Consider the following 17,856-nt stretch of genomic DNA (forward strand, 5'->3'; position numbering starts at 1 on the left):
CTCCTGCTAAAGGCTGCGCATCCCTTTTGGAGAGGGACAGGCAACGGCGCGGACCACACTCATGAGCAACGAAATTCGATTGGCATTTGCCCACCCTTCCGAACGTGCGGAGGCGACGTCCGGGTCTGACCCGTTGGACCGTATCTCGCTTCGCGATCATATCGTTGAGGTCGAGATAGGCGCCTTCCAGGCGGAGCGTGGCGCAACCCAACGGGTGTGTTTCAACGTTGTTGTTGAGGTCTTGCCGACAAGCGCAGCGGTCGCGGATGATGATGTGGATCGCATCCTGTCATACGACAAGGTGACCGAAGCCATCGCCTTTGAACTGGCCGCGGAACGTTTGAACCTTTTGGAAACACTGGCGGCGCGTGTGGCTGATCGGGTGCTTTTGGAGCCGCAGGCCCAACGGGTGTTTGTGCGCATCGAAAAGCTGGACCGCGGTCCGGGGGCCTTGGGCGTTGAGATTGTTCGGTCGCGCAAAGCGCATTTGGCGCCGGTGGAAGCGTTGACTGAAGAAGAACCGCCAAAGCCGCGGGTGGTTTATTTGACCAATGAGGCGCGCACCTCTGAGAACCTGTCGGGTTGGATCGATCAGCTTGAGGCTGCCGAACAGCCATTGATCTTGTGTGTTGGTGCGCCGGATGTGGCTGCGCCGCAGACGGGGCAGGAGTTGACGCAGCGGCGTGTGGATCTTCTGGCAATTGAGCAAAACGCCTGGATGCTGGCTGCGCGGGACAAGCGATGTGTTGTGGTGGACACGCGCACAGAGTTGGATTGGGCGATGAAAAACGGCCAGATTTGCGTCTGGGCACCGTCCAAAATTGTGCTGGATGCGGTGGATGGGCCGGATGCGCCGCCAAGCGATGCTCTGGGGCTCGCGGCCTGGTTTGCGGCGGAGATGTTGGCGGACGATTTCTGGGTTGTTGGGAACGTGGACGGCTGCGTTGCGCTGGAAACGGCGACGCGGCAGATCCGCGCCGAGCAGAAAACGCTCTGATCCCTTGCTTTTTCTCCCGCGTTTACGCAAGCAGCCGATATGAAGATTTATTATCGTCCCATCGCGCAAACCGATGCTGCACGTCCAGGCAACGCTCTGACGTTAGCGGGCGGGTGGTGTTGGTTCACGCATGTAGAGGTGCTGCGCCGAGGTGAGGCTCCTAAGGTGGTGTCTACGCAGGATGTGCCTAAGGATGTGCTGGCGCGGATGAGCGCACGACGCGCATCGATTTGTGGGCTGGATATGAGCAGTCCTCACCTGATGGGCATTTTGAATGTCACGCCGGACAGCTTTTCGGATGGCGGGCAGTTTGCCGGTGTTGCTGCTGCCACGCGGCAAGCAGAGGCCATGTATGCGGCCGGCGCCAGCTTGATTGACATCGGTGGCGAAAGCACGCGGCCGGGCGCGGATTTTGTGCCGGTTGAAGAAGAAATCACCCGCACCGCACCGCCCATTCGAGCTATTTCCGGCAAGTTGGACGTACCGATCAGCATTGACACGCGCAAGTCCGAGGTCGCGCGTCAGGCGTTGTCGGCGGGCGCGTCTCTGGTGAATGACGTGTCTGGGTTTACCTATGATCCTCAGTTGGCAGGTTTTGCTAGAGAGACAAGTGTCCCAGTTTGCGTGATGCATGCGCAAGGTGATCCGGCGACGATGCAGCAAAACCCAACCTATGATGATGTTTTACTTGATGTTTATGACTTCCTTGAAACACAAGTTGAGCGTCTGACAACTCTGGGCATCGCGCGTAACCAGATCGTCGTGGACCCTGGCATAGGCTTTGGCAAAACCCTTGCGCATAACCTTGCTTTACTGGCGCGGCTGAGCCTGTTTCATGGCTTGGGTTGTCCTATTCTGTTGGGTGCCTCGCGGAAGAAGTTTATCGGCACCATCGGCAAGGCTTCGCTTGCACAAGAGCGGATGGCAGGCTCTGTGGCGGTTGCGCTTGAAGGCGTGGCGCAAGGCGCGCAAATTGTGCGCGTACATGACGTGGCAGAGACCCGTCAGGCTTTGAATCTGTGGCAGGCAGTGACGACAGGAGACTACAATGGCGCGTAAATTTTTCGGAACCGACGGGGTTCGCGGCACGGCCAATATCTATCCAATGACTGCCGAAATGGCGCTGCGCATCGGCGCCGCCGTGGGGCGGTATTTTCGCAACGACGGCACCAATCAGCACCGTGTGGTGATTGGCAAGGATACGCGCCTGTCCGGCTATATGTTTGAAAATGCGCTGACCGCGGGTTTGACCTCCACGGGTATGAACGTATTCCTGCTTGGCCCGGTGCCGACCCCTGCGGTGGGGTTGCTGACAACTTCCATGCGGGCGGACCTTGGGGTGATGATTTCCGCCAGTCACAACCCTGCGGATGACAATGGCATCAAGTTTTTCGGGCCAGACGGGTTCAAGCTGTCCGACGAGGTCGAGTTGGAGCTGGAAAAGCTGATCGAGAGCGGCGTTGAGCCTGCTCAGGCGCAGAACATTGGCCGCGCGCAGCGGATTGATGACGGGCGCTTCCGTTATATTGAGCGTGTGAAAAGCTCGCTGCCGCGGGATCTTCCACTGCGAGGCGTGAAGGTTGTGATTGATTGCGCGAACGGAGCGGCTTATCGCGCCGCACCCGAGGCGCTTTGGGAGCTAGGTGCCGAAGTGATTACCGTGGGTGTTGTGCCAAACGGGTACAACATCAACGAAAACTGCGGGTCTACCAACACACGAACGGCGCAAGAAACTGTGGTCGCGCATGGGGCGGATGTGGGCATCTGCCTGGACGGCGACGCCGACCGTGTGATGATTATCGACGAAAAAGGCAGAGTTGCCGATGGCGATCAGATCATGGGGCTGCTGGCCAGTCAGTGGGCGGCGCAGGGCCGCTTGAAAGGTGGCGCGCTGGTTGCCACTGTGATGTCCAACTTGGGGCTTGAGCGGTTTCTAGAAAACAAAGGCCTGCGGCTGGAGCGCACTGCGGTTGGCGACCGATATGTCGTGGAAGCCATGCGCAAAGGCGGCTTCAACTTGGGGGGGGAGCAGTCCGGTCACATCGTGATGACCGACTATGCCACTACGGGTGACGGCCTGATGGCTGGCCTGCAGTTCCTCGCGGCCATGGTGGAAACCGGTAAGAAGGCCTCTGAGTTGGCGCAGGTGTTTGAGACCGTGCCACAGATGCTGAAAAACGTGCGCTATGGCGCGGGGCAGACACCGTTGGACACGGCGTCGGTCAAAGCCGCAATTGCAGATGCAGAAGCGGCCTTGGTTGGGCAGGGGCGTTTGCTAATCCGTAAGTCCGGCACCGAACCGTTGGTGCGGGTCATGGCGGAATGTGAGGACGCGCAGCTGTTGGAGCGCACCGTTGATAGCGTTGTGGATGCGGTGCAGGCCGCCGTGGCCTGAACCTTTAGGTGGCTTTCGAGCCAAACAGGCGCTGCAAGGCGCCAAGTTGGCTCAAAGCGACGCCAGATAGAATTAGCAACGTTGCCCAAATCATGGAGCCAGGCAATGGCTCGCCCATGAGCGTTACGCCAAAGACTACGGACCACAGCGGTACTTGGTAGTTTGTCAGGCTCATAAACACTGGACCCGCGCTGCGGATTACCACGATGCGCAACAGGTTGGCGCCCGCTGTAGGGACCAAGCCGAGCAGGGCAACAAGGGCCAGACCTTCTAATGGTGGCATTGGCGGCAGGCCGTGTTGCACAAAGGCGATCGGGATCACAACAAAGCTGCCAAAGATCAGTGTGGCGGCGGAGAGGCCGACAGGATCAAGCGGCGGCAGTTTGCGCAACACAATGGACGACACGCCGTAGCAGCACGCGGCAGCGAGACAGGCGATCCGCCCATAGCCTTCTAACGGGCTCCCGGTAGAGGCGAAGGCTGCGGGGCCTATCAGGACCACAACGCCGGAAAACCCGATGAGAAAGCCCAGCGTGCGGCGCAGGGTCATGCGCTCGCCGGGCACAAAGAAGTGGGCCAATGGCAGAACAAAGAGCGCCACAGCGGCCATGGAGACGCCAGTGAACGCCGAGGTCACGTATTGTTGGGCCCAGGCCAGGAACATAAACGGCACAGCGGCGCTGAAGATCGAGACAAAGGCCAGTCGCGGCCAATCGGTGGCTTCTGTTGTGAACATACGGCCGCCACGCAGTTGCCAGACCGCAATTGTAATGACGGCGGCAAAGCCAATGCGCCCAGCGGCAACCCAAAAAGGCGGCATATGACCCAGCGCTAACTTCTGCACCATAAAGGTGCCGCCCCAGATCAGCCCAAGCAGAGCGACCATAAGCCAGCTTTTGAGGGTGATGTCCGGTGCGGAGGTCATGCGCCGCTCATAAAGAGAGACCGCGCCAAGGCCGCAAAGAGGGCGGCGTGACCAAAAGTGACCAGAACGCCGGCGATCTTCCACCCCAGAGGCGTTGGCACGCCAGGTTGAGAGCGGGTCACGGCGCGAGTCAAAACCAGTTGATACAACACCAGCAGTGCGGCCAATGTGCCCGGAATCGCCTCACTTATGGGCAAGACCAACAGCAGCGCCATAACAGGCTGGTGGAACAGAGCGGTCCCGTAGTTGCCCACCCAAAAGGTTTCGCCGGTTGGACGGTCTCCGCGCAAGACGGCGCGCAGCCAGTTGGGCGTAAACAGGGTCACACTGTTGTTTGTTTCGTCGGCCATTCATGGTCCTTTCTCGTTACGAACGGACCATGCTGTGAGAGGCTGGAAAGGTCAATCGGATCGCTTCTTGACCGGTTTAGGCTTCTTGACGTCCTTGGTCTGTGCACTGGCCGCATTCGTGGCGTTGGCGTGTTTCTTTGCATTAGGACGTTTCATGCGATGCAGTTTCCACTGGGCGCCAGGACCACAGGCCACTATTTGCCAATTGCTTGTGCGTGAAAATTGTTGCACGGCGCGAAAAACCCCATGGTGTTCATGAGCCGGATCCGGTTGCCAGTCATCGCCAAATATGACGCCTTGCGGTTTCATTTGCTTGGCGATGTGACGCAGCTCGTTGAGCGTGTTCTCAAAAGAGTGGCTTGCATCAAGGTAGGCCCAGTCCAACTTCTCCTCGATCTGATCTTCGCAAAGTGGATAGTATCCTTCGACCACAACAACTTCGGCGTCCGAGGCCGATCGAACCCGATTTACCGCCTCGTCCCGTGCGTCAGCGGTTTTGAGCGCGCCAAAGTTGGTGTACGCGTCTCCCCAGTCAAACGTCTCCCCAGCGCAGGTCCAAGGATCAATCAGATAATATTTTTTTGGCTTCAGGCGCTTGGCAATTGCTTCGGAAAAATGTCCCCGAAAAACGCCGATCTCGGCACCGATTCCGCCGGTCGGGATGCCCCATAGAATGTAGCTCCTGGCGGCGAGACGTTTACGTTCACTTTCGGGGAACGGGCAGATTTCTGTAAAGTGGCGCACTTTGGCGCGGGCAGTGAGCTGTTCCGGCGACGCAGGGGCAAAATCCCCGGTGTTCGGCACGTTTGCCGGTGTCGGGTCAGAAGTTAGGCTGCGTTTCGCGGCCTTGCGAAGGTAACGTAGCATTTTTGCTTTCTAGTCTAAATATACAGCAGCAGTGTTGCCGCATATTGCGACCATGTAAACCTAGAGTGATAGCGGGGCTGACGGGGCTATGGGGTTCAAGGTGCATTGGGGCGCTGAAGGCGGCTCAAGACGTCTCTCGTTGTAGTGCCCCCCACCCCAAAAAAAAGGCACCCGCTGCGCGGATGCCTCTGTTTGTCAGTGCGACGCAAAGATTAGTTCTTTGCTTTGTCGACCATTTTGCCTGCGGAGATCCATGGCATCATGCCGCGCAGCTTCTCGCCGGTGGCTTCGATCTGGTGCTCGTCGTTTGCGCGACGGGACGCTTTCAGAGTTGGCTGGCCAACCTGGTTTTCCAGCATGAAGTCACGCACAAATTTGCCTTGCTGAATGTCGTCCAGAACCGCTTTCATGCGTGCTTTGGTTTCTTCGTAAGGCAGGATGCGTGGGCCGGTGACGTATTGGCCGTATTCTGCGGTGTTGGAGATGGAGTAGTCCATGTTTGCAATGCCGCCTTCGTAGATCAGGTCCACGATCAGCTTCACTTCGTGCAGACACTCAAAGTACGCCATTTCAGGGGCATAGCCGGCTTCGACCAGGGTTTCGAAACCACAACGGATCAGCTCTACCAGACCGCCACAGAGAACAGCTTGCTCGCCGAACAGGTCGGTTTCGCACTCTTCGCGGAAGTTGGTTTCGATGATGCCGGAGCGGCCGCCACCGATGGCGGAGCAGTAGGACAGGCCGATTTCCAGCGCTTTGCCGGTGGCGTCGGTGTCAACAGCTACGAGGCAAGGCACGCCGCCGCCTTTGGTGTATTCGCCGCGCACGGTGTGGCCTGGGCCTTTTGGCGCCATCATGATCACGTCAACGCCTTCTTTCGGCTCGATCAGGCCGAAGTGTACGTTCAGGCCGTGGGCAAACGCGATGGCGGCGCCTGGCTTGATGTTGTCGTGGACGTATTTCTTGTAGGTTTCTGCCTGCAGTTCGTCGGGCATGGTGAACATGATCACGTCGCACCACGCAGCTGCTTCGGCGATGCCCATAACTTTCAGGCCTTCGCCTTCAGCTTTCTTTGCGGAAGGGGAGCCTTCGCGCAAAGCAACCACAACGTTTTTTGCGCCGGAGTCGCGCAGGTTCAGCGCGTGGGCGTGACCTTGGGAGCCGTAGCCCAGGATGGCAACGTTCAGGTCTTTGATCAGGTTAATGTCGCAATCGCGATCGTAATAAACGCGCATGATGGGCGCTCCTTTAACTGGTTTCTGGAGGCAGAATACGTTTTTTGAAGTGAGGGACGACCACATTTGGCTAGTAGTTCGCACTACTTTACGAGTATTCATTCGCAAAGAGGTAATTTTCCGGATTATTCATGCTTGATGATCTTGATCGCCGCATTTTGCGCTATATGCAGGCAGACCCGACTCAATCCGTGCCTGATTTGGCGGATCGCTTGTCTTTGACAACCTCTCGCCTGACGCGGCGGGTTGAGAAGTTGAAGGAGGCTGGCGTGCTGCGGGGGCAGCGGGCGGTTATTGACTGGCAAGCCTTGGGATACGCGGTGGAAGTTTCGCTGCGGGTGACCTTGGATAAGACCCAATCGCGGGCGTTTGATGAGTTTATTGAAGCGGCGCGGGACATTCCTGAAGTCACGGAAATTCAAACGTTTCTGGGGCGTGTTGATGTGCGGCTGTCGGTGATTGCCAAAGACATGGGGCATTATCAGGAGGTGTATCGCAGCCGTATTCTGACCTTGCCGCATATCACGGACATTGAATCGCTCATGCATGTAGCTCGGATTAAATCTGATGAAAGCCTGCCGATATGATTGAATTGGACGAGATTGATCGCAGCCTTCTCAAGGCGTTAGCAGAAGACGCGACGCAGAACGCGGGCGCGTTGGGACGGCGGTTTGGACTGTCGCAGCCGGCGACCTGGCGGCGGATCAAGCGGTTGCAGGACAGCGGGGCGATTGCGGGGCGGAAGCTGGATCTGGATTATGAGAAGCTTGGGTTTGGCGTGACGGTGTTTTTGGGGGTCAAGCTGGCCACCAAGGGTCGGGTGAGTCTTGAGGACTTTGAGCGCGCGGTTTCAGCCATTCCGGAGGTGCAAACCGTGGAGCACGTGCTGGGATTGTATGATTACCGGCTGCGTGTCACTGCGCGCGATATATCTGATTTTGAACGGGTTTTGCGGCGTCGAGTGATGACACTGCCGGGCGTGGGCAATGTGGAGGCCAATGTTTTGCTGAGCGAAGAACGGCGGCCGGGACCGCTGTAAGCGCTTGATGGAAATGACGAAGGGTCTTGAAGGCTTTGGGTGATTGGTGGACGCGCCACTTTGCGGTAGACCATAGGTAACATGATAAGGAGTTTCCCGATGGTGCATGATGTTGATCCCGGTGGGTTGAGCGAGTTTTCCGTGGTGTTCACGGATCGGTCTTTGAACCATATGTCTAAAGCTTTTCAGCAGGTTATGCGGGATATCTCCGACTTGTTGAAGGAGGTCTATAACGCAGACGCGGTGGCCTTGGTGCCGGGCGGCGGAACCTATGGCATGGAAGCGGTTGCGCGGCAGTTTGCTGCGGGGCAGAAAACGCTGGTGGTGCGCAATGGGTGGTTCTCTTACCGCTGGAGCCAGATTTTTGAAGCTGGCGGTTTTGCGGCGGAAAGCACGGTGATGAAGGCGCGGCAGACTGGGAATGATGTCACTGCGCCGTTTGCGCCCGCGCCGATTGCGGACGTTGTGGCGGAAATTCACAAGCAAAAACCGCAGGTTGTCTTTGCACCGCATGTGGAAACCAGCGCCGGTGTGATCCTGCCGGATGACTATATCAAGGCCATGGCTGACGCCGCACATGAGGTTGGCGCGCTGATGGTTCTCGACTGCATCGCGTCTGGTTGTGTTTGGATCGACATGAAGGCGCTAGGCGTGGATGTGTTGTGCTCTGCGCCGCAGAAAGGTTGGAGCGCGTCGCCGTCAGCTGGGCTGGTGATGATGTCAGATAAAGCTTTGACGCGGTTGGAAAATATCCAGTCTGACAGCTTTGCGCTCGACCTGAAAAAGTGGCGAGACATCATGGTGGCTTATGAGAATGGCGGCCATGCCTATCACGCGACCATGCCAACAGATGCGCTGCGGGCGTTCCGTGATACGATGCTGGAGACCAAAGAATACGGGTTTGAGAAGTTGCGTGAGGCGCAGTGGGCCCTGGGTGACGGTGTGCGTAACATGCTGAAAGACAAGGGCATTCAGTCGGTTGCGGCGGATGGCTTTGGCGCGCCGGGCGTGGTGGTGAGCTACACCAGCGACCCTGGCGTTCAGAACGGCAGTAAGTTTGCCGCAGAGGGCATGCAGATTGCCGCCGGCGTGCCGCTGGCTTGCGATGAGCCTGAAGGCTTCATGACCTTCCGGCTTGGGCTGTTCGGATTGGACAAATTGTACGATGTTGACGCGACAATAAATCGTTTACGAAATGTGCTTGATACGGTGCTTTAGCACGTCGGTATCGCGTCGGTATTACGACTGTTTTGCGGAGGTGGCGTTTTTGGCGCTGCCTCCGTTTCATTTTGGTGGTTGCTTTGCAGAAATAGCCGTGCGCGGGTCAACGTGTTGTCTTCTGGCGCAGGGTGATATTGCTGTTTTGTGGCAATCCATAACGCAGAGTTAAGGCGATCACCCCCAGGCTGATTACCAACCAGAGGCCGCCCCAGAACAGTGTTGAGCCGCCAACTTGTTCCGCCAGAATGCGCGCGTCAGAGCGCAGGTGGGCGCGGCGGATGGTGTCGTCAAAAATGTCCAGAGGAGCGTAGATGATGCTGCTGATCCCGATGGTGCGCAGGATCATGTCGTTGATGTCCAAGCTGAGGTAGCGACTAGCCAGTAGCATGGCCACGCCGGTGGCAAGTGTGAAGCCAAGTGCAAAGAGATCGCGCACATAGAAAGCCGCCACCAGTAAGGTGATGCCGCCAAATACCGCGAGGATGGCCCGGTCCCAGTGGGTGCGCAGTGCCAGAACAAAGAGCGCGGCGCCGATCAGGAGTGAGCCGAGGTATCCGGCGGAGGTGATCCAGAACGGGCTGCCGCCGCGCGCGGTGACCAAACCGCCTTCGTTGGGGCTTACTGACAGGCTGAGGACTTCGCCGCCGGTGAGTATTGCGGCAACTGCATGCGAGAGCTCATGTAGGAACACCGTGAGAATGCGCAGCGGCAACAACACATCGGTTTTCCACAAGAGCGTGATCAGCAGCGTCAAAGCCAGAAGCTGCCAATGATTGCTAACGAAGGTACTGAGCGACCGCATCGGTCAGCGCACGCCCAGCCCCATTTGCATCAACGTTTTGCGCACCGGTGCCAGCGAATAGAGCGCGTTGAGGCCAAGGGCGCGGGCGTTGCGCAGCGGTTGCGCTTCGGCCATGGAGGCGCGGTTGAGCATGTCGATGCCCTTCACACGCAGTTTGACCTCGGTGAAGCGTTTGCGGTGGTAGCGCTCCAGCATGCGTTCACTGCCCAGATCGGCGGGGTCGGCTTTGGCCAGTTCCAGCAGGACGCGCATGTCGCCAAGGCTCATGTTCAGACCTTGCGCACCGATGGGTGGCACGACGTGGGCGGCCTCAGCCACCAGCGCGAGGCGTTGGCTGTAGAGCCGGTCAGCGGATTGCGAGATGATCGGCCAGATGGTGCGGTTGGACGCCAGCGTCAGTGGGCCAAAGAGGGCGCAGCTGCGCTCTGTCATCTCGGCCTCAAACTCGGCCTTCTCCATCGCAAAGAGTTCTTGCGCACGGGGGCCACGTTCCATCCAGACCAGTGCGGAAGAGGGCATGCCGTTGTGATCTGGTAGTGGCACAAGCGTGAAAGGCCCGCCGGAGCGGTGGATTTCGGTGGAGACATTGGCGTGGGGGATTGGGTGGGTCACCGCCAGCGCCAGGGCCTTTTGCCCATAGCGCGTGGTTTTGGTGCCGATGCCCGCGGCCTCGCGCATGGGGGAGTTGCGGCCATCGGCGGCGATCACCAGACGGGCACGGGTTTGGCTGCCATCGGAGAGGCCGACGCGCGCTTCATGTGTGCGGGTGAAGAGCGTGGTGGTGCCACAGCCCATGCGCAGGTCAACGTTGGGCAGCTCTTCCAGTCGGGCGATCATTTCGCGGCGCAGGAGCCAGTTTGGTAGGTTCCAGCCAAAGGGCTGTTCGGAGATGTCGGAGGCGTCGAAGTCTTTTACGATGCGCGGCTCGGCCACTTCGCCACCGGCATCCACGATGCGCATGATTTGCAGCGGGGCGGCGTGGGCATCGAGACGTTGCCAGAGGTCGGCCTCTTCCAGCAGCGTGCGGGCCGGTTGCAGGAAGGCGGTCGTGCGCATGTCCGCACCAGCGGCGTCCCGTTCGGTCACGGGCGGGGCCGGGTCGACGCATTGCACGGAAAATCCGGCAGCGCCAAAGGCGGCGGCGGCAGTCAATCCGGCGATGCCGCCGCCGGAAATCAGGATGTCCACTTGGGTTGTCTCAGTCATGGCAAAGGCCTCCTGCGCGGCACCTTACGCCTGGCTGAAACTGGTTCCAAGGGGATGAAATGTCACCCTCGGGAAATCAGCACGAGAGCGAGGTAAATCACTGGGACCAGGGCTACGGCAGGCATGTAGAGGCCGGGAATGCCGAACATGGCAATCGAGGTGCCCCAAAGTGCCACAAGCAGGGCGATGCCGGCCCAAACCCAGGTGGCTGGGTCCAGTTTGGTTTTGGTTTTTGGGGTGGAAATGTCAGACGCAGAGGCGAGGCTCATGATGGCAGTCCTTTACAGGGCCCGCGCCGGGGAGGGTGCGGGGAACAGGGAGGATAACGCTAAAAGATAGCACTGTGGGACACGACACTGCCGCGCTTCCCCGATCCCTCAGACCTGTCAGAAAGGCTCTCCTGCCGCGTGGTTTAGATATTCATCTGGGCTGCATCTTTAAAACTGGCACCTTGTCGCAGTGCGACGAGATGCCCGCCCCGACTTTCGCACAGGTCGCCGACGTTAGCGCAGCTTAGACAGGAAAGTCGGCAGGTCGTCGGTGTGGAAGTGGATGTGGTCGTGGTCCAGCGGTTCCGGAGCAACGTGTACAGTGCGCATGCCCATGTCGTGAGGGGCTTGCAGGTTGCGCGGATCGTCTTCGAACATGGCGGCGGTTTTGGTGTCGACGCCGTCTTTCTCAAAGATGGTCTCAAAGGCCGCGCGTTCGGGCTTGGGAAGGAAATTGGCGTGTTCCACGCCGTAAATCGCATCAAACAGACCGTCGAGGCCACGCGCGGCGAGCACCCGTTCGGCGTAAGGCGCGGTGCCGTTGGTGTAGACAATGCAGCGGCCGGGCAGTTCTTTGATGTATTGCGCCAGCAAACCGTCGGCCTCCAGATGGTCAAGCGAGATGTCATGCACGTCGACCAGATAGGGCGCCGGGTCCACGTCATGCTCACGCATCAGGCCGGTGAGCGTGGTGCCGTAGCGCGCCCAGTAGTCTTGGCGTAGCTGATTGGCCTTGGGGCGGTCCACGCCCAGAGCGTTCATCACATAGTCGGTCATCCGCACCTCGATTTGACCAAACAAATTGGCTTCAGGCGGGTAGAGGGTGTTGTCGAGATCAAACACCCAGGTGGAGACATGTGAGAAAGACTGCTTCGGCATGAGGGCGTGATACGCGGGGGGCCGCTTTGGTGCAACGGGGAAAGCGCGGTGGCGGGCGCCGTTGGGGTTGCATCACAGGGCGCAGTGCGTAGTCTGACCTTTACTGCAAAGAAGGACCGCGCCACATGTCGCAGACGACACGCCCGAACAAAGATGCCTATACGCTGATTTTGGAAGCGATTGATGTGGGTGTTTTTAAGCCGGGGGATCGGCTGGTGGAGAGCGATCTGGCGGAGCGCTTTGGTATGTCACGCACCCCGATCCGGGAAGCATTGCAGCGGCTGGAGACGCAGTCGCTTTTGGCGCGGGACGGGCGCAGCCTGATTGTGAACTCGCTGGATCACAACCAGATGGCGGAGCTCTATGTGGTGCGCGGGGAGCTTGAGGGCTTGGCGGCGCGGCTGGCGGCGCATCATGCAACCACTGAAGAGGTTCAGGTGTTGCAGGATATGGTCAATGAGGACCAGAAGCGGGTGGATGATCCGTCCGCTTTGGCGCGCTCTAACCGGCGGTTTCATAAGCAGATCCATCTGGCGAGCCACAACCGGTATCTGGTGCAACAACTGGACCTGGTGCATCGCTCGATGGCGTTGATGGCGACCACGTCGATTGCTGTAGAAGGGCGCGGTGAAGACACGTTGGTGGAGCATCAGGCGATTGTGGATGCGATCACTGCGCGCGATGGCGATGCGGCGGACGCGGCCTTGCGGGCGCATATTTCGACGGCCTTTGTGACCCGCTTGAAGCAGGAAAACTCTGAGTAGTCAGGTGGTGTCACTGGCGTGGCAGGTGCTGTGGTCGACGGCCTCGGCGGTTTTGCCGTGGCTGGTTTTGTCCCAATAGAATGGCGCGAGCACCATCTCGACGAGGCCTTTGTAGGCGGCCATTGTGGCCAGCGGGAAGTAGAATAGCATCGACAGAATCCACGGGTAGAGCCGGGGGCGGTTGCTCTTGTGGACTGCGGTGATCCAGAGTGCGCCGTTGGTGGTGCCGGATAGCAGCAGCGTGGCGACGAGGATCAGCAGGGTTTCCCGTGGCAGCGTGTCGGTCAGCGGGTGCGGCAGGCCAAAGGCAGCGCCCCAGAGGAGCCACAGAAAGGGCGCGAGTAGAAACTGGCTGATTGTGCAGAGAAAGAGCGTCTGGAAGCCGAGAAATTGCCGTGGGCCTAGATCGCGCCATAGTTGGCGCGGGTTACGCATGTGCACGATATAGGTGGCCATGTAGCCTTTGAGCCAGCGCGAACGCTGCCGGATCCAAGGAATAACATGGCAGTTGGCCTCTTCTTTGGTGATTGTGGGGATGAGCTCTGTGCGATAGCCGCGTCGGGCGAGGCGGATGCCAAGGTCAGCGTCTTCGGTGACGTTGTGGCTGTCCCAGCCGCCAACCTCTTCGATCAGATCTCGACGTAGAAACAGCGTCGTGCCGCCTAATGGAACTGGGAAACCGAGGCGGGTGAGCGTTGGCAGGAGCAGTCGGAACCAGGCGGCATATTCGATTGCAAAGCAACGTGACAGCCAGTTGGTGTAGGGGTTGTAGTAATCCAGGACCCCTTGCAGGCAGGCCACATCAGGCCCTGCGTGGGCAAAGTGATAGGCGACATGCTCCAGTTGATCTGGGGCGGGGGCGTCTTCAGCATCCCAGATGCCGATGATCTCGCCGCGGCAAAACGGCAGCGCATAGTTGAGGGCGCGGGGTTTGGTGGTGATGCCGGAGCCGGTGGGCACCTCGACCACCCGCATCCAACGCGGCAGATGGGTTTGGGCGATGGTGGCTTGGGTGAGCTGGTCTTTCTCTTCGAGAACCAGCACCACATCCAACAAGGCACGGGGATAGGTCAGCCGTGTGAGGCGGCGGATCAAGGCCGTCGCGATTTCGGTTTCGCGAAACAGCGGCACCATCACGGAGATGCGTGGCAGGCGGGCGCGACGACCATTGCGGGTCAGATGGGCAGGCAGCGTAAACGGCGCGGCGGCGGACCAGCGCAGCGGAGGGATCGGCGGCGCGCCCCCTTTGGGCCAGAGGTGAAAGCAGAGGGCCGCGATGCGCAGGCTGGTGGCGGCGATCAGGGTGACAATGGTCCACCAGGTAAGCAGGTGCAGGGCCAGGTTGGGTATGGGGACGGCGGCAAACACGAGCAGGAGCAACAGGCTGACAAACAGGCAGTGCCGCAGGGCAGCGCCATGGGCGAAGCGACGGCAACTCTCGGCTTCCGGCACACAGGACTCGGCGGCTTCGGTCAGAGCGCGGCGGTGATGTAAGGCGACATGGGCTTGCAGCTGTTTGGCATCGGTGAGCGCAAAAAGCGCCTCTCGCAGATGGGGAGGCAAGACGGCGCGCAGGTCATCGAGATGGTCAGCGCGGCCGGTGACTAAAATGACGGTGCTGCCAATCTTGGCCCAAGGCAGTACATTGTGCTTGAGGCAGAAGGCGGGCGACAACAGGTCCGCGGCCGACTTTGAAGGTGGCGTGCGGGTCAGATCGACCTGACGCAGGTCTTCCGATTGGGCTTTGAAATTGCGAAAGGCCGCATTTGTCACCCAGCCTTGGGCGGTCAGGATTTCGGTGAGGGTGGCATTCCAGGACGATTGGCAGCGCAAGGCGAAGAACAGCTGCCACGGGGTAACCAAACCTGCCTCGATCAAGGCACGCGCCAAGGGCAGCCGCGCCGCGTCCTGCGGTTGATGTCGTTGGGCAGATTGCTGAAGAGGCGTGGTGGCCATACTGCACACCTAACTCGCTAAAACACACCGTTTTAGCCTGTGCGTGTATGGTTAATGCAAAGTTAACGTATGGCGGGCGCGCCGCCATACGTCGGGATTTCCTTACCTGAGGGTCAGGCGCGCGCGGCCATCGCGGCAGCGAAGTTCTCAAACAGGTAGAAGCTGTCCTGTGGGCCAGGGGAGGCCTCTGGGTGGTGCTGCACGGAGAACACCGGCTTGTCTGCGAGGCGGATGCCGCAGTTGGAGCCGTCAAACAGGGACACGTGGGATTCCACCACACCTTCGGGCAGAGTTTGGGCGTCCACTGCAAAGCCGTGGTTCATCGAAGTGATTTCCACTTTGCCGGTGTCGTGGTCTTTCACCGGGTGGTTTGCACCGTGGTGGCCGTGGTTCATTTTCACGGTTTTAGCCCCCAGCGCGAGCGCCAGCATTTGGTGACCCAAGCAGATGCCAAACACTGGAATGTCGGCTTTCAGCACATCCTGGATCATCGGCACAGCATATACACCGGTGGCCGCAGGGTCGCCCGGACCGTTGGAGAGGAAAACGCCATCCGGGTTGTGCGCGAGCACCTCTTCGGCGGTGGCGGTGGCTGGCAGGACGGTCACGTCACAGCCCACAGAGGCCAGGCATCGCAGGATGTTGCGCTTGGCACCGAAATCAACGGCCACAACCTTGTGCTTTGGCTCGGTCAGCTTTGGGTAGCCATCCGGCCAAGCCCACCGCATCTCGTTCCAGTGGTAGCTTTGGGCGCAGGTGACTTCTTTGGCCAGATCGAGACCTTCGAGACCAGAGAAGGCACGCGCTTTGGCCACCAAAGCTTCGGTGTCAAACTCGCCATCCGAGTTGTGGGCCAGTGCGACGTGTGGCGCGCCTTGTTGGCGGATCGCGCGGGTCAGGCGGCGGGTGTCGATGCCGCCGATGGCGATGCGGTTCCGGGAGGCGAGCCAATCGGACAGCGTGTTCACGGAGCGCCAGTTGGATGGCTCGGTTGGGTCCCATTTCACAACCATGCCCTCAGCCACCGGATCGGCGGTTTCGTCATCTTCCGGATTTACGCCGGTGTTGCCGATGTGAGGGAAGGTGAAGGTCACGACTTGGCCCGCGTAAGACGGGTCGGTCATGATTTCCTGATAGCCGGTCATGGCGGTGTTAAAGCAGAGCTCCGCCACTGTTTCGCCGGTGGCGCCAAAGCCACGTCCGTAAAACAGAGTGCCATCAGCAAGAGCGAGGCAGGCGGTCGGGTGATCGGGGGTCGATGCGGTCATGGGCGAGTCTCCGGCTGGCAAATTGGCCGATGCATATGTCGGTGGGCGGCGGGCGTCAAGCAGATGTGTGTTCTCAGTGACCCCTTATTTTAAAGGGTTTGGTCAAAAAACGCGATGGTTGCGAGTCAGCGGGCGTTTATATAAGGTCGCATGCTTATGTTTGACAGCAATTGGCAAGAAGAATGGCACTCAGAGAAGACATCAACAGCGCGCTGAAACAGGCGATGCGTGACCGCGCGGCGGATCGGCTTTCCACTTTGCGTCTGATCATGGCTGCGATCAAAGATCGTGACATTGCGGCGCGTGGCGAAGGCGAAGAAGGCGGCAGCGGTGTGTCGGATGCGGATATCCTGTCGATTCTCGCCAAGATGGTGAAGCAGCGTCAGGAAAGTGCGCGCACCTATGAAGAAGGTGGCCGTCTGGACCTGGCGGAGCGGGAACTGGCCGAGATCACCATCATCGAGGAATTCCTGCCCAAGCAGCTGAGCGATGACGAGATTGTCGAGGCTGTAAAAGCAGCGGTGGCCGAGGTGGGCGCAGAGTCCATCCGCGACATGGGCAAGGTCATGGGGGCGCTCAAGGCGAAATACACCGGCCAGATGGATTTTGGCAAAGTCGGGCCGATGGTGAAAGACCAACTGGCCAACGGTTAAGTTGATCGTGTGAGATTTGAAACGGCCTCGCCTGAAAAGGCGGGGCCGTTTTTTGTTGGGAGCCTTGTTTTTGTGTGGAACTGCGCTAGCCTGAACTGCATTAGACAGAGGTGATTTTATGAAACGGTTTTTGACTGCATTGGTGTGCGGAATGATGGTTTTTGGGGGTGGCGTTTCCGCCAAAGAGAAACCGTTACGCAACTCCATCGAGAAGAAAGTGAAACTCGAAGATTTGTCGTTTCGCGGCAAATATCGCTTTGGCCATGTGAAACAGCCCACCCGCCGAGGTGCTAAAGCCCAGCGGTTTGAAATCCGTCACGGGGATTGTGGTAAATCCAGTGGCTGGAATGACTGCACCACGGACCGCCAGCGCGTTGAGATGAAAGAACACCCCAAAAACAGTATGTCCAAACCCGGAAAAGGAGTTTGGTATGGGTACTCGATCCTGATCCCGTCAGACTTTGTAAGCCTTGGAAAAGCGAACACCACATTGGGACAAGTAAAGGCAGAGGGCTGGTCGACGCCGATGTGGTGGCTGACGTTTAACGATCGTCCGTACATCAAGTTTGCGGACGGGCGCACATGTAGCTTGGGTGCGCTTGGGTCCTGGAAGGGGCGATGGGTCGATCTGGTTGTTTTTGCCCACTACGGCCACAGCGGGCAGCCGGTCTATTTTCAGCTGTTCAAAGATGACAAGTTGTTGTGCCAGTTGAAGACCCCTTTCATGCCAGCAGAGTTTGCCCGCAAGACACCGAAGCTTGGGTTGAAGTATGGCATCTACAACAGTTTTGTCAGCCGGTATCTGGCTCAAAAAGGCCGCACCCCGCCGGAAGTAAAAGCCTATGCGCAAACACATGAGGGCGGGAAATCTCGCAGCCCGTCGCCGACGCCATTTGAGTATGACTGGGGCGTACGCCTACCGACGCATGTGATCTATTACGATGAGATGCGTTTTGGCAGCCGCAGGGAAGATGTTGACGTCAAGCTATTGGAACAGCGCGGCGTGCCGCCCGTGGACTGAACTGCGCGA

Annotated in this window: 19 protein-coding genes; 9 read left to right on the top strand and 10 right to left on the bottom strand. The window is 59.0% G+C overall.

Annotated elements, in window-relative coordinates; genetic code table 11:
* Positions 1-61: 61 nt before the first annotated feature.
* The 3 genes from SIB92_RS19470 to glmM are packed head-to-tail and all read left to right on the top strand — an operon-like array spanning position 62 to position 3,392.
* Complete coding sequence (locus SIB92_RS19470; RefSeq protein ID WP_412553572.1) at positions 62-997, top strand: dihydroneopterin aldolase; 936 nt, start codon at positions 62-64, stop codon at positions 995-997.
* Positions 998-1,036: 39 nt separating this feature from the next.
* Positions 1,037-2,056 (top strand): dihydropteroate synthase, encoded by a 1,020-nt coding sequence (gene folP / locus SIB92_RS19475; RefSeq protein ID WP_412553573.1) that lies wholly within the window; start codon positions 1,037-1,039, stop codon positions 2,054-2,056.
* Positions 2,046-3,392 carry a phosphoglucosamine mutase gene (gene glmM / locus SIB92_RS19480; RefSeq protein ID WP_412553574.1) on the top strand — a complete coding sequence of 449 codons (1,347 nt, stop codon included), beginning with the start codon at positions 2,046-2,048 and terminating at the stop codon, positions 3,390-3,392. The genes folP and glmM overlap by 11 nt, the downstream gene beginning before the upstream one ends.
* Before the next feature lie 4 nt (positions 3,393-3,396).
* Here glmM and SIB92_RS19485 read toward each other — a convergent pair whose 3' ends face one another.
* From SIB92_RS19485 to ilvC, 4 genes are all read right to left on the bottom strand, one after another.
* On the bottom strand, positions 3,397-4,317 hold the full coding sequence (locus SIB92_RS19485; protein WP_412553575.1) for a DMT family transporter: 921 nt from the start codon (positions 4,315-4,317) through the stop codon (positions 3,397-3,399).
* Positions 4,314-4,667, bottom strand: coding sequence for a hypothetical protein (locus tag SIB92_RS19490; RefSeq protein ID WP_412553576.1), 354 nt, complete (start codon positions 4,665-4,667; stop codon positions 4,314-4,316). Before SIB92_RS19490 ends, SIB92_RS19485 begins: the two co-directional genes overlap by 4 nt.
* A 51-nt stretch (positions 4,668-4,718) precedes the next feature.
* Positions 4,719-5,411: a class I SAM-dependent methyltransferase gene (locus SIB92_RS19495; protein ID WP_412553577.1), complete on the bottom strand. Its 693-nt coding sequence runs from the start codon at positions 5,409-5,411 to the stop codon at positions 4,719-4,721.
* Positions 5,412-5,746: 335 nt separating this feature from the next.
* Entirely contained in the window at positions 5,747-6,769 is a 1,023-nt protein-coding gene (gene ilvC / locus SIB92_RS19500) for a ketol-acid reductoisomerase (protein ID WP_412553578.1), read from the bottom strand.
* A 131-nt stretch (positions 6,770-6,900) separates the two neighbouring features.
* On the opposite strand from ilvC, the gene SIB92_RS19505 reads away from it, so the two are divergent.
* The 3 genes from SIB92_RS19505 (at position 6,901) to SIB92_RS19515 (ending at position 9,026) form a co-directional block, all read left to right on the top strand.
* A complete protein-coding gene (locus tag SIB92_RS19505; RefSeq protein ID WP_412553579.1) occupies positions 6,901-7,356 on the top strand; it encodes an Lrp/AsnC family transcriptional regulator in 456 nt (151 codons plus the stop codon).
* Positions 7,353-7,808: an Lrp/AsnC family transcriptional regulator gene (locus tag SIB92_RS19510; protein ID WP_412553580.1), complete on the top strand. Its 456-nt coding sequence runs from the start codon at positions 7,353-7,355 to the stop codon at positions 7,806-7,808. The genes SIB92_RS19505 and SIB92_RS19510 overlap by 4 nt, the downstream gene beginning before the upstream one ends.
* 99 nt (positions 7,809-7,907) lie before the next feature.
* On the top strand, positions 7,908-9,026 hold the full coding sequence (locus tag SIB92_RS19515; protein ID WP_412553581.1) for an aminotransferase class V-fold PLP-dependent enzyme: 1,119 nt from the start codon (positions 7,908-7,910) through the stop codon (positions 9,024-9,026).
* 106 nt (positions 9,027-9,132) lie between these two features.
* On the opposite strand, the gene SIB92_RS19520 is transcribed toward SIB92_RS19515, so the two are convergent.
* The 4 genes from SIB92_RS19520 to SIB92_RS19535 all read right to left on the bottom strand — a co-directional run bounded on the left by SIB92_RS19520 (position 9,133) and on the right by SIB92_RS19535 (position 12,185).
* A complete protein-coding gene (locus SIB92_RS19520; RefSeq protein WP_412553582.1) occupies positions 9,133-9,831 on the bottom strand; it encodes a M50 family metallopeptidase in 699 nt (232 codons plus the stop codon).
* Between the two features lie 3 nt (positions 9,832-9,834).
* Positions 9,835-11,037 (bottom strand): UbiH/UbiF family hydroxylase, encoded by a 1,203-nt coding sequence (locus SIB92_RS19525; protein ID WP_412553583.1) that lies wholly within the window; start codon positions 11,035-11,037, stop codon positions 9,835-9,837.
* A 62-nt stretch (positions 11,038-11,099) separates the two neighbouring features.
* A complete protein-coding gene (locus tag SIB92_RS19530) occupies positions 11,100-11,306 on the bottom strand; it encodes a hypothetical protein (RefSeq protein WP_412553584.1) in 207 nt (68 codons plus the stop codon).
* 234 nt (positions 11,307-11,540) lie between these two features.
* Positions 11,541-12,185 (bottom strand): pyrimidine 5'-nucleotidase, encoded by a 645-nt coding sequence (locus SIB92_RS19535; protein ID WP_412553585.1) that lies wholly within the window; start codon positions 12,183-12,185, stop codon positions 11,541-11,543.
* 125 nt (positions 12,186-12,310) lie between these two features.
* Here SIB92_RS19535 and SIB92_RS19540 point away from each other — a divergent pair, with 125 nt between their 5' ends.
* The gene (locus SIB92_RS19540; protein WP_412553586.1) at positions 12,311-12,949 is read left to right on the top strand and encodes a GntR family transcriptional regulator; all 639 of its coding nucleotides are present in this window, start codon (positions 12,311-12,313) and stop codon (positions 12,947-12,949) included.
* Here SIB92_RS19540 and SIB92_RS19545 read toward each other — a convergent pair whose 3' ends face one another.
* Complete coding sequence (locus tag SIB92_RS19545) at positions 12,950-14,905, bottom strand: glycosyltransferase family 2 protein (RefSeq protein ID WP_412553587.1); 1,956 nt, start codon at positions 14,903-14,905, stop codon at positions 12,950-12,952.
* 113 nt (positions 14,906-15,018) lie between these two features.
* A complete protein-coding gene (gene carA, locus SIB92_RS19550) occupies positions 15,019-16,173 on the bottom strand; it encodes a glutamine-hydrolyzing carbamoyl-phosphate synthase small subunit (RefSeq protein ID WP_412553588.1) in 1,155 nt (384 codons plus the stop codon).
* Positions 16,174-16,355: 182 nt separating this feature from the next.
* On the opposite strand from carA, the gene SIB92_RS19555 reads away from it, so the two are divergent.
* Together SIB92_RS19555 and SIB92_RS19560 are read left to right on the top strand one after the other, a co-directional pair.
* A complete protein-coding gene (locus tag SIB92_RS19555; protein ID WP_412553589.1) occupies positions 16,356-16,826 on the top strand; it encodes a GatB/YqeY domain-containing protein in 471 nt (156 codons plus the stop codon).
* A 151-nt stretch (positions 16,827-16,977) separates the two neighbouring features.
* Positions 16,978-17,847, top strand: a complete 870-nt coding sequence (locus tag SIB92_RS19560) for a heparin lyase I family protein (protein WP_412553590.1) — start codon at positions 16,978-16,980, stop codon at positions 17,845-17,847.
* Positions 17,848-17,856: the final 9 nt, after the last annotated feature.

Source organism: Shimia sp. MIT1388 (assembly GCF_047124445.1).
In the GTDB taxonomy this organism is placed as follows: Bacteria; Pseudomonadota; Alphaproteobacteria; order Rhodobacterales; family Rhodobacteraceae; genus Shimia.

Coding starts and splice junctions, on each gene's coding strand:
- carA (WP_412553588.1), bottom strand. CDS start 16,173: ATGACCGCATCGACCCCCGATCACCCGACCGCCTGCCTCGCTCTTGCT.
- SIB92_RS19490 (WP_412553576.1), bottom strand. CDS start 4,667: ATGGCCGACGAAACAAACAACAGTGTGACCCTGTTTACGCCCAACTGG.
- SIB92_RS19545 (WP_412553587.1), bottom strand. CDS start 14,905: ATGGCCACCACGCCTCTTCAGCAATCTGCCCAACGACATCAACCGCAG.
- SIB92_RS19540 (WP_412553586.1), top strand. CDS start 12,311: ATGTCGCAGACGACACGCCCGAACAAAGATGCCTATACGCTGATTTTG.
- ilvC (WP_412553578.1), bottom strand. CDS start 6,769: ATGCGCGTTTATTACGATCGCGATTGCGACATTAACCTGATCAAAGAC.
- folP (WP_412553573.1), top strand. CDS start 1,037: ATGAAGATTTATTATCGTCCCATCGCGCAAACCGATGCTGCACGTCCA.
- SIB92_RS19485 (WP_412553575.1), bottom strand. CDS start 4,317: ATGACCTCCGCACCGGACATCACCCTCAAAAGCTGGCTTATGGTCGCT.
- SIB92_RS19530 (WP_412553584.1), bottom strand. CDS start 11,306: ATGAGCCTCGCCTCTGCGTCTGACATTTCCACCCCAAAAACCAAAACC.
- SIB92_RS19525 (WP_412553583.1), bottom strand. CDS start 11,037: ATGACTGAGACAACCCAAGTGGACATCCTGATTTCCGGCGGCGGCATC.
- SIB92_RS19505 (WP_412553579.1), top strand. CDS start 6,901: ATGCTTGATGATCTTGATCGCCGCATTTTGCGCTATATGCAGGCAGAC.
- SIB92_RS19555 (WP_412553589.1), top strand. CDS start 16,356: ATGGCACTCAGAGAAGACATCAACAGCGCGCTGAAACAGGCGATGCGT.
- glmM (WP_412553574.1), top strand. CDS start 2,046: ATGGCGCGTAAATTTTTCGGAACCGACGGGGTTCGCGGCACGGCCAAT.
- SIB92_RS19510 (WP_412553580.1), top strand. CDS start 7,353: ATGATTGAATTGGACGAGATTGATCGCAGCCTTCTCAAGGCGTTAGCA.
- SIB92_RS19515 (WP_412553581.1), top strand. CDS start 7,908: ATGGTGCATGATGTTGATCCCGGTGGGTTGAGCGAGTTTTCCGTGGTG.
- SIB92_RS19520 (WP_412553582.1), bottom strand. CDS start 9,831: ATGCGGTCGCTCAGTACCTTCGTTAGCAATCATTGGCAGCTTCTGGCT.
- SIB92_RS19560 (WP_412553590.1), top strand. CDS start 16,978: ATGATGGTTTTTGGGGGTGGCGTTTCCGCCAAAGAGAAACCGTTACGC.
- SIB92_RS19535 (WP_412553585.1), bottom strand. CDS start 12,185: ATGCCGAAGCAGTCTTTCTCACATGTCTCCACCTGGGTGTTTGATCTC.
- SIB92_RS19470 (WP_412553572.1), top strand. CDS start 62: ATGAGCAACGAAATTCGATTGGCATTTGCCCACCCTTCCGAACGTGCG.